The sequence below is a fragment of the Porcincola sp. LCP21S3_C12 genome, from assembly GCF_052118625.1.
Lineage (GTDB): Bacteria > Bacillota > Clostridia > Lachnospirales > Lachnospiraceae > Porcincola.
Map to the genome: position 1 here is coordinate 16225 of NZ_JBQKGW010000017.1, position 12832 is coordinate 29056.

General features: G+C 50.6%; 8 protein-coding genes. 5 read left to right on the forward strand and 3 right to left on the reverse strand.

The window, feature by feature from the left end:
- Positions 1–151 precede the first annotated feature (151 nt).
- Complete coding sequence (locus ACTQ1N_RS09575) at positions 152–1753, reverse strand: YifB family Mg chelatase-like AAA ATPase (RefSeq protein WP_441956536.1); 1602 nt, start codon at positions 1751–1753, stop codon at positions 152–154.
- Between the two features lie 363 nt (positions 1754–2116).
- On the opposite strand from ACTQ1N_RS09575, the gene topA reads away from it, so the two are divergent.
- From topA to clpB, 5 genes are all read left to right on the forward strand, one after another.
- Complete coding sequence (gene topA, locus ACTQ1N_RS09580; protein WP_441956537.1) at positions 2117–4366, forward strand: type I DNA topoisomerase; 2250 nt, start codon at positions 2117–2119, stop codon at positions 4364–4366.
- A 111-nt stretch (positions 4367–4477) separates the two neighbouring features.
- Positions 4478–5260 carry a GTP-sensing pleiotropic transcriptional regulator CodY gene (gene codY, locus ACTQ1N_RS09585; RefSeq protein ID WP_441956538.1) on the forward strand — a complete coding sequence of 261 codons (783 nt, stop codon included), beginning with the start codon at positions 4478–4480 and terminating at the stop codon, positions 5258–5260.
- 280 nt (positions 5261–5540) lie between these two features.
- Positions 5541–5822, forward strand: coding sequence for a co-chaperone GroES (locus tag ACTQ1N_RS09590; RefSeq protein WP_154526666.1), 282 nt, complete (start codon positions 5541–5543; stop codon positions 5820–5822).
- A 45-nt stretch (positions 5823–5867) separates the two neighbouring features.
- A complete protein-coding gene (gene groL / locus ACTQ1N_RS09595; RefSeq protein ID WP_441956539.1) occupies positions 5868–7487 on the forward strand; it encodes a chaperonin GroEL in 1620 nt (539 codons plus the stop codon).
- Positions 7488–7680: 193 nt separating this feature from the next.
- Positions 7681–10281 carry an ATP-dependent chaperone ClpB gene (gene clpB, locus ACTQ1N_RS09600; RefSeq protein WP_441956540.1) on the forward strand — a complete coding sequence of 867 codons (2601 nt, stop codon included), beginning with the start codon at positions 7681–7683 and terminating at the stop codon, positions 10279–10281.
- Positions 10282–10323: 42 nt separating this feature from the next.
- On the opposite strand, the gene ACTQ1N_RS09605 is transcribed toward clpB, so the two are convergent.
- Both ACTQ1N_RS09605 and ACTQ1N_RS09610 read right to left on the reverse strand, forming a co-directional pair.
- A complete protein-coding gene (locus ACTQ1N_RS09605; RefSeq protein WP_441956541.1) occupies positions 10324–11490 on the reverse strand; it encodes a hypothetical protein in 1167 nt (388 codons plus the stop codon).
- Between the two features lie 62 nt (positions 11491–11552).
- Positions 11553–12827: an ABC transporter permease gene (locus ACTQ1N_RS09610; protein ID WP_441956542.1), complete on the reverse strand. Its 1275-nt coding sequence runs from the start codon at positions 12825–12827 to the stop codon at positions 11553–11555.
- Positions 12828–12832 lie beyond the last annotated feature (5 nt).

The following is a 12832-nucleotide window of genomic DNA, read 5'->3' on the forward strand; positions in this document are numbered from 1 at the left end:
GTTAATATATGGTCTTTCATGTAAATGCGTTTTGGCTGTTGCTTCATATAGTGGAGACTCTTTGGATTGTTTCATGATGCATCCCTTTCCACCGAATAGTTATCGTTCCTGACATTCATATCATCTTTATAATGAGGAAACTGTCTGCTGCTCAGTTCCTCAGTGCATCATCCCAGTATCTTCTGTCAACTGCACGAAGTGAAACTGCTTCTGAGAGATGTCGGTGCAGAATCTGCTCTTCTTCGTCCAGATCTGCGATTGTCCTGGCAACCTTCAGAATCCGATTATAGGACCTGGCGGTCAATGACAGAGAATCGTAAACCTTCGCCATCCAGCGTTCCTCTTCCTTTGTCAGGCGGCAGAATCGTTTCACATCCACTGCGGACAGTTCTGAGTTAAACTGGCAGGCTGAGTCCCGATACCGGGCTCTCTGGCGTTTGTGGGCTCTGTTTACCCGCTCCCTGATCTCTGCTGAGCTTTCTTCTTTTCTTCCGCCTGTCAGTTCCTCAAAAGAGACTCTTCGTGCCTCCACACACAGGTCAATCCGGTCCAGGAGCGGCAGACTGATTCTTGATAAATACTGCTTCACTTCTGCATTGCTGCACCGGCAGACGGAACGATCCGGGAAATACCCGCACCGGCAGGGATTCATCGATGCAACCAGCATGAAACCGGCAGGAAAGGAATAACTGCCCGTTACCCGTGAAATCCGGATAACCCGGTCCTCCAGTGGCTGCCTGAGGGCTTCGATTGTAGCCTTGTCGAACTCCGGGAATTCGTCCAGATACAGAATTCCTCTGTGGGCCAGGCTGACTTCCCCCGGACCGGGAGGTGCCCCGCCTCCGCAAAGGGCAGGCTTTGTCACAGTATGGTGCGGTCCTCTGAACGGACGGACTGTTACGAGCCCTTCGGAAGGCAGTGTCCCGGCGATTGAATGGATCTTCGAGACTTCCAGTACCTCTTCATCCGTCATTTCAGGCATAATTGTTGTCAGACAATGAGCCGTCATGGTTTTACCCGCCCCAGGGGGTCCGATCATCAGCAGGTTATGAAAACCTGCAGCTGCTACCTCGGAAGCGCGTCTGAGAAGTTTTTGCCCTCTAATTTGCGAGAAATCACGGTTCTGTCCCTTTTTCTGCAGGTGCCGAACCTCTTCGATATCCGCCCGCCGTTCATAAAGACTGCCTGGCTTCAGCGCGCCCTGCATGGAAAGATTCATACCTGGCACTTCGGGGGGCCCTGCTGTTGCTGCAAGAAAACATACAACCTGAACCAGTGTCTCGGCTCCAAGTACCCGAACGCCTCGTATCATAGACCCTTCCTCAAGGTTGGCAGCAGGAACAATTACGGTTCCGCATCCACAGGACAAGGCACCTGACACAATTTCCAGGACACCTCGAACAGGATTGAGCCTTCCGTTTAGTCCAAGTTCCCCGACCAACAAGATCCCGCGCGCAGATTCCGGTTTCAATGTTCCGGCAGCAGTGAGCAGTGCAATTGCGATTGCCAGGTCAAAGCTGCTTCCCTGCTTATGGAGGGCAGCGGGTGCCAGATTGACGGTGATGTGGCGAACACCGATCGACAGACCGCTGTTTCGAAGTGCAGACCGGACGCGTTCCGCAGCCTCCTTCGTCTCCGAGGCCAGATACCCAACCATTGTAAAGGTAGGGAGTCCGTCTGCAACATCTGCCTCTACTGTCACTTTTCTGCTTTCCATGCCATTGATGGCTGCTGATAAGACAGTGCTGAACATGTAGGATTCTCCTGTTGAAGAAATGTTTTTCTGCACAGCCTGCTTCACACATTGGAAAAATCAGTATGCGATGGGAAACTGAAGAATAGGCGGCCGGACGTCTATGAAGCGCCTGCAGAATATCAGAGATAGGAAAAGAGACGATTGAAAAAGCGCCGCTATGAAGATGGGGACAGGGTAGCATCCTTCCCGGGGGCTGTCAAACAGATTTTTCCGTACAATTTTTGTGTATATTGTCTCACACATATCCGGGTACAGGTGCTGCAGCGTGACCGGTGCGGTACGGTATTGCTTGCATAAGGGGTGGCTATGGTGTATATTCTGAAAATGTTGTACAGCAATCTGCTCTGAATGGGATACATTATGGCGAAATATCTGGTAATTGTTGAGTCTCCAACAAAGGTTAAGACAATTAAGAAATTTCTGGGTAAGAATTATGAGATCATGGCTTCTACAGGTCATGTCCGCGATCTCCCGAAGAGTCAGCTCGGCTTTGATCCGGAGCATGATTATGAGCCGAAATATATCACGATCCGTGGAAAAGGGGAAGTTCTGGCTGCGCTTCGCAAGGAAGCGAAAAAGGCAGACAAGGTTTTCCTTGCAACGGACCCTGACCGCGAGGGAGAAGCTATTTCCTGGCACTTGCAGGCAGCTCTGAATCTGGACCCGGAAAAGACGAATCGGATTACGTTCAATGAAATTACAAAGTCTGCTGTGAAGGAAGCACTGAAGCATCCGAGGCAGATTGATATGAATATGGTGGATGCGCAGCAGACGCGCCGAATTCTGGACAGGATGGTCGGATATAGAATTTCACCGCTTCTGTGGGCGAAAATCAGAAGGGGTTTGTCGGCCGGGAGGGTACAGTCTGTCGCACTCCGGATTATTGCCAAGCGGGAAAACGAAATCAGTGAGTTTATCCCGCAGGAATTCTGGACACTGGGGGCTGAATTTGCGCTGCCCGGACTGAAAAGCACACTTGAAGCCCAGCTGGCTGGCAAAGAGGCGGGAGGAAAGTATTTCAGAATAAGTCTCGCAAGCGGGGAGCAGACCGCCGCAATCAGAGAGACACTGTCTGGTTCTTCATTCTGTGTCAGTGCCATTAAAAAGGGAGAGCGTACCAGAAAGGCGCCGCTTCCATTTACAACCAGTACACTTCAGCAGGAGGCCGCAAAATCTTTAAACTTTCCAACTCAGAAGACGATGCGCCTTGCGCAGCAGCTTTATGAGGGCGTTGATCTTGCCGGTTCTGGAACGGTCGGCCTGATTACGTATCTGAGAACGGATTCGACCCGTATCTCTGAGGAGGCCAACGACGCTGCGGCGGTTTATATCTCCAGTCATTATGGAGAAACATTTTTGTCTGAAGAACTAAGAAACCGCGTCAGCCATTCGAAGGAAGAGGCAGCAGGACAGAAGAATGTGGCAGGAAAGGTGCAGGAGCCTTCCAATAATGGCGTACATATTCAGGATGCTCATGAAGCCATCCGTCCCTCCGACATCAGCAGGACGCCGTCTGAAGTGAAAGAAGCGCTGACAAGGGATCAGTTCCGTCTGTATCAGCTGATCTGGAAACGGTTTGTAGGAAGCCGTATGGCGCCGGCAAAATATGAGACGCTTCAGATCCGGATTGCTTCAGATGAAGTGGCGGAAAGTGACGTTATGAGGAGCGGTGCACAGAAGCACGCTGGAGAGAATGAAGAAGAGCCGCAGGGCAGTGGCTTCTGCCGCTATATCTTTACGACGAGTTCCAGCCGGATCCTGTCGGAGGGCTATTTGTCTGTCTATACAGAGACAGAAGAAGAGAAGAAGGGACAGCCCGTTCTGACTGAAAAGCTATCAGAGGGAGAACAGCTGGAGCTGTCAGGGATGAAGGGGGAGCAGCATTTCACACAGCCACCTGCGCACTACACAGAAGCTTCTCTGGTTCATGCCCTGGAGGAACTTGGGATTGGGCGACCGTCCACATATGCCCCAACCATCACAACGCTCCTTGCGAGACATTATGTGACAAAGGAGAAAAGAAACCTTTATATTACAGAGCTCGGAACGGCAGTTGATGACATTCTCAGGAAGTCTTTTCCGGAGATTGATAATGTCCAGTTTACAGCCTACATGGAATCCATGCTTGACTCTGTCGCGGAGGGGAGAACAGACTGGAAAACAATTCTGCGTAATTTCTACCCGGATCTCGACAAGGAGGTTCAACATGCCGAGGAAACCTTGTCGAAGGTGAAAGTTGCCGATGAGGTGTCGGATGTCATCTGCGACAAGTGCGGCCGGCACATGGTTGTGAAATACGGGCCGCATGGAAAGTTCCTGGCATGCCCAGGGTTTCCAGAGTGCAGGAATACAAAGCCTTATTTTGAGAAAGCAGGGGTCCCCTGTCCGAAGTGTGGACAGGATGTGGTCATCAGACGCTCAAAGAAGGGCAGAATATTCTATGGCTGTTCGAACCCAGAGTGTGATTTTATCTCCTGGAACAAGCCTTCAACAATTAAGTGTCCGGAGTGTGGCAGCTATATGGTCGAGAAGGGAAACCGTCTGCTCTGCTCCAACCAGACATGTGGGTATATTCTTCCAAAGAAGACAGAAGATAAAGACAACAAATAATTATTATTTGAAAAACCAGATAATCTATTGTAATTATTAGAATTGTCTGTTAAAATCTCTTCGACAAGACGATGTGCACGGAAGCAGCGCTTTCCGTTCAGGAGGGAAATCATGAGTGTTGAGTTACTAGATAAAACAAGAAAGATCGGACAGCTGCTTCATAACAACAGCTCAAGCAAGGTTGTCTTCAATGATATCTGCGCGGTGCTGACGGACATTCTGGAATCGAATGTCCTTGTCATCAGTCGTAAGGGAAAGGTTCTGGGGGTCGGGCTCTCGGATCATATCGAGGAATTGAACCAGTTGATTGTTGATCATATTGGGGATTTCATAGACGAGATGCTGAATGAGCGCTTCCTGAACATTCTCTCGACGCAGGAGAATGTGAATCTTGAGACGCTGGGCTTTACAGGAGAGAATCTTCACAAGTTCCAGGCAATTGTCAACCCGATTGAGATTGCGGGAGAACGCCTTGGAACTGTTTTCATGTACCGGATCGACAAGCCATTTGAGATTGATGATATCATCCTTGCGGAATATGGGACAACCGTTGTCGGTCTGGAGATGATGCGCTCTTTGAATGAGGAAAGCGCAGAGGAAAACAGGAAGGTACAGATTGTCAAGTCTGCAATCAATACGCTGAGCTATTCAGAGCTGGAGGCGATCGTACATATTTTTGATGAGCTGGGAGGCTCAGAAGGAGTGCTGGTTGCGTCCAAGATTGCAGACAGAGTCGGCATTACGCGCTCTGTCATCGTGAATGCGCTCCGGAAGTTTGAGAGTGCAGGCGTTATTGAGTCAAAGTCTTCCGGCATGAAGGGAACCTATATCAAGGTACTGAACGATGCCGTGTATGATCAGCTCAAGGAGATCAAGAAAACGAAGAAACTGTAAAACTGAAAAGAGCAGCAGACGGACTCCGGAGAGACCTGCAGAATGCAGGGGCTCTCCGGAGTTTTTCTATGTGTAATTTAGAATGAAGATAATTAGAGAATATTTGAGAATAATAGAGAATATATGCAATATACGCTGAAATATCAAAAATAAGGATACTTGCAATCTTCGCTGATTTTGTTATTATAGGCAATGTGGTTTAGCACTCGAATATAGTGAGTGCTAGCAAAAATGATATCGAAGTAATGGAAACAAAAGAATGTGTCAGGAGGTATAGGTTATGAAACTCTATCCGTTGGGTGACAAAGTTGTCCTGAAGCAGCTTGAAGCTGAGGAGACTACAAAATCTGGAATCATTCTGGCAGCTAAGAGTCAGGAGAAGCCGCAGGAGGCAACCGTTCTTGCAGTCGGCGACGGGAAGGTCGATGGCAAGGAGATCGCGATGACGGTGAAGGAAGGCGACAAGGTTGTCTATTCCAAATACGCCGGTACCGAGGTCAAGCTTGGTGAAGAGGAGTATGTGATCTGCAAGATGTCCGATATTCTTGCAAAGGTTGAATAATAGACTGATCGCGGCTTGAAAGGACATTAAAGGAGGATTAAAACAATGGCAAAGGAATTGAAATATGGAGATGACGCCCGTGAGGGACTGAGAGTTGGCGTTGATAAGCTGGCTGATACTGTTCGTGTTACGCTCGGGCCGAAGGGTAGAAACGTTGTTCTGGACAAGGAATACGGCAGCCCGGTGATTACGAATGATGGTGTCACGATTGCGAAAGAGATCGAGCTGAAGGATCGCTTTGAGAATATGGGTGCTCAGCTGATCCGTGAGGTTGCTTCCAAGACGAACGATGTTGCAGGTGATGGCACGACCACAGCAACCGTTCTTGCTCAGGCAATGGTTCATGAAGGCATGAAGAACCTGGCTGCAGGGGCGAACCCGATCGTCATGAAGAAGGGTATGAAGAAGGCAACCGATGCGACCGTAAAGGCGATCAAGGAGATGAGCCAGAAGGTAAAGGGCAAGGAGCAGATTGCGAAGGTCGCTGCTGTTTCTTCCGGAGATGAGCAGGTTGGCGAGATGGTTGCTGACGCGATGGAAAAGGTTTCGAAGGATGGCGTCATCACCGTTGAGGAATCCAAGACCATGCAGACAGAGCTGGATCTGGTTGAAGGAATGGAGTTTGACAGAGGATATCTTTCCTCCTATTTCGCAACCGATACCGAGAAGATGGAAGCCAACCTGGACGATCCGTATATCATGATTACGGATAAAAAGATCAGCAATGTTCAGGATATTCTCCCGCTGCTCGAGCAGATCGTGCAGGCTGGCAAAAAGCTGCTCATTATTGCGGAGGATGTTGAAGGCGAGGCCCTTACAACCTTGATTCTTAACAAGCTGAGAGGAACCTTCTCAGTCGTTGCCGTCAAGGCGCCGGGATATGGCGACAGAAGAAAGGATATGCTGCAGGATATCGCAATCCTGACAGGCGGTACAGTTATTTCGGATGATCTTGGGATCGAACTCAAGAGCGCGACAATCGATATGCTTGGCAGAGCAAAGAGTGTGAAGGTCACGAAGGAAAACACTGTCATCGTCGATGGAGAAGGCGACAAGAACAAGATTCATGAGAGAGTAGACCAGATCAGAGCACAGATTGCAGAGACGAAGTCTTCCTTTGACAAGGAAAAGCTTCAGGAGCGTCTGGCGAAACTGGCCGGCGGCGTTGCAGTTGTCCGTGTCGGAGCGGCTACCGAGACAGAGATGAAGGATGCCAAATTCCGTATGGAGGATGCACTGAATGCAACCAGGGCGGCTGTTGAGGAAGGAATCGTTGTCGGCGGCGGTGCTGCACTGATTCATGCGGCGGCGAAGGCAGCAAAGGAACTGGAAGGACTGACAGGAGATGAGAAGACGGGTGCTCAGATTGTGCTGAAGGCTCTTGAGGCACCGTTGTTCTACATCGCAGAGAATGCTGGCCTCTCTGGTGCGGTTGTTGTCAATAAGGTCAAGGAGTCTGCTGATGGGATCGGCTTTGATGCATACAATGACAAGTATGTTGACATGATCGAGGCTGGTATCATCGATCCGGCAAAGGTGACACGTTCCGCTCTTCAGAATGCGGCGTCTGTCTCCTCTGAGCTTCTGACCACAGAGGCAGTTGTCGGAGATATCAAGGAACCGGCTCCGGCTGCACCGGCACAGCCGGCAGGCGGAATGTATTGATCCGTTCAGATCAATTCACCGGCGGCTGACGAAAGGACGCCTCAGGCGGTATTACGGGCAGGGAATTCCCCTGCCCGTTTTCAAATCAGATAATTAGCACTCAACGGTTGACAGTGCTAACAATCTGTGCTAGAACAAAAACGTAAAGTGATCTGAAGAATTACAATCCCTTACAGGAAAGGGGGCGGGAAGAATGAATATACAGAAATTTACGCAAAAATCCATTGATGCTGTCAATCAGCTTGAAAAGGTCGCTTCTGATTTTGGAAATCAGGAAATCGAGCAGGAACATCTGCTGTATGCACTGCTGCATCAGGATCAGTCTCTGATTGCGGAGCTGGTATCAAAGATGGGAATCGATGAGCGGCTGTTTGATCATGATCTGACACAGCTGATAGAGACACGGCCGAAGGTTTCCGGCGGACAGGCATATATCGGACAGTATCTGAATAAAGCACTTCTTGGCGCAGAAGATGAGGCAAAGAAGATGGGGGACAGCTATGTCGCTGTTGAACATCTGTTTCTCAGCATGCTTGACTTTGCATCACCGTCGATGAGAACATTTTTCCAGAAGGAGAATGTCACGCGGGAGAAATTCCTCCAGGCTTTGTCTACTGTACGTGGCAACCAGGTCGTCAATACGGATACTCCGGAAGATACATACGATGCTCTGGCAAAGTACGGGACGGAACTTGTCGCAAAGGCTAAGCAGCAGAAGATGGATCCGATCATCGGACGAGATGATGAGATTCGGAATGTCATTCGGATTCTCTCGAGAAAGACAAAGAACAACCCGGTTCTAATTGGTGAGCCTGGCGTAGGAAAGACAGCGGTTGTAGAAGGTCTGGCCGAGCGGATCGCAAGAGAGGATGTCCCGGATTCTCTGAAAAACAAGAAAATTTTTTCTCTTGATATGGGAGCACTCGTGGCAGGCGCCAAGTACAGAGGCGAATTTGAGGAACGGTTGAAATCGGTACTGAACGAGGTGTCAAAGAGCGAGGGAGAGATTATTCTTTTCATCGATGAGCTGCATCTGATTGTCGGGGCAGGCAAGACCGACGGCGCTATGGATGCCGGGAACATGCTGAAACCAATGCTGGCAAGAGGCGAGCTCCACTGCATCGGTGCGACAACGCTTGATGAGTACCGGAAGTACATCGAAAAGGATGCCGCACTGGCAAGACGATTCCAGCCTGTGATGGTGGATGAGCCGACCGTGGAGGATACGATCTCCATTTTGAGGGGACTCAAGGAGCGGTATGAAGTCTATCACCATGTGAAGATCACGGATGGTGCGCTCGTTGCGGCGGCAACGCTTTCGCACAGATATATCTCTGATCGGTTTCTTCCGGACAAGGCCATCGACCTGGTCGATGAGGCCTGCGCCCAGATCAAGACAGAGATGGATTCCCTTCCAGCTGAACTGGATGAAATGAACCGGCGCATCATGCAGATGCAGATTGAGGAGACGGCGCTGAAGAAGGAGACAGACAATGCCTCAAAGGAGCGTCTGGCTAATCTGCAGAAGGAGCTGGCAGATCTCCAGGAAAAGTTCAAGGCTGAGAAGGCACAGTGGGAGAATGAGAAGGCTGTCGTCAGCCGCCGCAGTCAGCTGCGCGAACAGATCGAGCAGATAGGCAAGCAGATTGAGGCAGCCAAGCAGAGATCCGACCTGAATGAAGCGGCACGCTTGCAGTATGGGGAGCTTCCGAAACTGAAGGCGGAACTTGACAAGGAGGAGGACAGTCTGAAGAAGAAGGATTTGTCCCTTGTCCATGAGGCGGTAACGGAGGATGAAATCGCCCGGGTGGTCAGCAGGTGGACCGGTATTCCGGTTGCAAAGCTGAACCAGGGTGAGCGGCAGAAAATTTTACAACTCGGGAGTAAGCTCCATGAACGTGTCATCGGCCAGGATGAGGCGGTGACAAAGGTTGTGGATGCGATTCTCAGATCCAAAGCCGGGATCAAGGATCCGACACGTCCGATCGGCTCCTTCCTGTTTCTCGGCCCGACCGGTGTCGGAAAGACAGAGCTTGCGAAAGCGCTCGCACAGAATCTGTTTGATGATGAGAACAATATGGTACGGATTGATATGAGCGAGTACATGGAGAAGTTCTCCGTGTCCCGGCTGATCGGAGCCCCTCCGGGATATGTCGGGTATGATGAGGGCGGACAGCTGACAGAGGCAGTGAGACGTCATCCGTACTCGGTTGTCCTGTTCGATGAAATCGAAAAGGCGCATCCTGATGTCTTCAACATTCTGCTTCAGGTTCTGGACGACGGACGGATCACGGATTCACAGGGCAGGACGGTCGACTTCAAGAATACGATCCTGATTATGACCTCGAACATCGGGTCACAATATCTTCTCAATGGGATTGAGAAGAATGGAGAGATATCGGAGACTGTCCGGTCAGAGGTTGATGCAGAGCTGAAGACACACTTCAGACCAGAGTTTTTGAACAGGCTGGATGAGATTATTCTATTCCATCCGCTGTCGAAGGAAAATATTGGCGGGATCATAGACCTGATGATGAAGGAGCTGAACCGCAGGTTAAAAGGTCAGGGAATAACGCTGAAGCTGACGGACGCAGCGAAGCAGTCTGTCATAGAGGGTGGATATGACCCGGCGTTCGGCGCTCGTCCGCTTCGCAGGTATCTGCAGAAGAATGTAGAGACACTTGCTGCAAAACTAATCCTGCAGGGCGATGTGCTGGACGGAGATACCATCCTTGTGGATGCGAAGGATGGGAAACTCAGCGCAGACGTTGTACATGCTGACAAGGAAGCTTGAAACAGGAAAGATTAAGGAGACTGAAGAACCGGGGATGGCCGGTCACCGGTTCTTCAGCCAGTCGATCAGAATGGACGCTCCGGAAGAGATCACCGCATAGAGCGCAAGTGGAAGAAACGTCGATGCTCCGTGAAGTGATCTGAGATAAAAGGCTGTCGGAAGAGCTGCCTGCAGAGCGGGGACGATCTGGAGGTCAAAAAAGACCGGCGTCAGAAAAAGGCAGCCCATCACGACGATTGGGATGGAGGCGGAGAAAAGCGTCATTTTTCCTGTCAGGATGCGGACCAGATTGCTGAACCCGCAGACCGCAGGAATGTAGAGAAGAAATGGTGCAAGCTCTGACAGGCCGGATCCGACTCCTGAGACGGACAAGGCGATGAAGGCAAAGAGTCCTCCATCCACGACCGGAATCAGGAGATACAGATAGTGAAGCCAGGGCCTGAGTGAAGGAGACAGCCACACGAAGAGCTGCCGCTGGTTGTCCTGCATCAGAAAGAGGCAGGCGGCAAAGCAGATCAGGATCAGCGTGATGGCAAGAAGGCCTCTCAGCGGGGACAGGTAGTAGGTGTTGAGTTCCTGGTCCCGGATCAGGTCGCCATTGAGATAGGAGAGCTGGGAAAAATTGCTGGTAACCAGGGAATGCGAAAGCGCATGATCAAGCCAGGCGTCTCTCTCCTTTTTATCGGTCGAAAAACCATCTGCATGGACATCCATCCATGCTTTCAGAACATATCTTTCAATTTCCGGATAAAGTTTTCCAAATAATTGTTCTTTTTCCAACTTCGTGACGATGTCATTGCTGCCGCAGATGACGCGAATCGCATGTTCCTGCATGCCTTTTTTATCGACCGCCTCAGAATCGGGGGCTCCGATGGCCTGACCGAGGATGCTGAGTGCGCCTCCCGCATCCGTGTCTGAGACAGAAGCATAGGCTGAAAACAGGGCAGAAAGATCCTTTGGGAACAGAAAACCGAGGCGGACATCTCCGTTGTATACGGCCTGTCTGAGCTGTTTTTCATCAGGATACCGGATGTAGCGGACTGCGCTGCTTTGATCAGAACGTGTCAGCTGGGCCATCACCCGGGAAGTCAGTTCGTCCTCCGGCTGACCAGGGCAGAATCCGACGGACAGCAGTGCTGTGCTTTCACCGGGAATCTGGCGTGCCAGCAGGGCGGTCAGCGGGATCAGACACAGAAGAAAAAGAAACAACGGTTTTTTCAGAAAGCGGCGGTTCAAAAGGAATGACCAGAGCAATATTTTTCTGATAGATTTCATGAGTGACTCCATAACAGTTTCTTTTTTCTCAGGCAGGTTGCAAGCAGGATGAAAACGACGGTCTCTGCCAGCAGGGACACAAGCGGAAGCAGGACACTGTTGCCTCGGATCAGGCTCTTTCGCAGGTAAAGCATCGCCTGGCCAGTGGGAAGACAGGGCGACAGAATCCGGATGGCTGACGGAAGGCTGGATAGCGGATAGAAGACGCCTGAGAGGTAAGCCAGCAGAACCGAGACCAGAAACTGGAGCAGAACGCCGGAGATAAGACTGTCGGCGAGTTCATAAAGAAGCAGATCCAGTGCGGCTGCCATCAGGACGACAGGAAACGCCTTCAGGGAAAAGAACAGATAGTTCCGGAGAAATCCGCGCGTCCCGCTGCTCAACTCAGAGAAGACGATTGGCGTCCTTGAAAGCCCCAGCCCGCTCACGGGCATGAAGACCGCCCCTAATAGCAGCATGAATAAAATCAGGGACAGATATTCAGATACAATCTGACTGAATGCATGAAATCCCCGGATATGCAGCAGAATCTCAATGGAACGGTCGGTGCGGATGTAGTTACCGGCACACATAACGCCTGTCAGGAGGACAAGCAGAAGAAACATGGCACAGAGGTAGTAACTCTCAATCGTGAGTGTTCCAGCCGTTTTCATGCGCCGGAGTGTGAACATCTGGCTGCGCGAAAGCAGTTTCCGGATACTCAGATAGAGCAGGTCCGTCTGGGCGTCTGAGATGTCCTCTGCGTTGGTGACACCTGATTCTGTATAAAAGTCTGCAAGAGCATAGGAGGCTGATTCCATCTGGCCGATCATGGAGGAGACGCAGGCAGAAAGTTCACGAATCAGAAGAGGCTCCAGCGATGCCCCTGAATCTGGAAGGATCAGTGTCATTTTAGATGAGACGTCGCCGCGTAGCAGTTTGTCGGTAAGCCCCTCGGGAATGATGATCACAGCACTCAGTTTCCCTTTTTTCAGAGCGCCAATCGCGTCTTCATGGCTGAGCTGCTGAAAACGGACTGCAACCTTGGATGGATCCAGATTCTGGAGCAATTGAATCCCCATTTTCAGATAAGGGGATGAGTCGGAACCGACGATTCCGATGGCTGCCTTGCTGTCCTCGTCACCGGTCATTGTACTGGCAGCTTTTGAAGACTGCAGATAGAGCATAGCCCCCAGGATCAGAGCCAGCAGGAAGGTCATTGCCAGCATGGCTGGGTAGGTACGGAAAACTTTTTTGATCTGAAGTTCGGTATAGATAATCAGTTGTCTCATGTTTT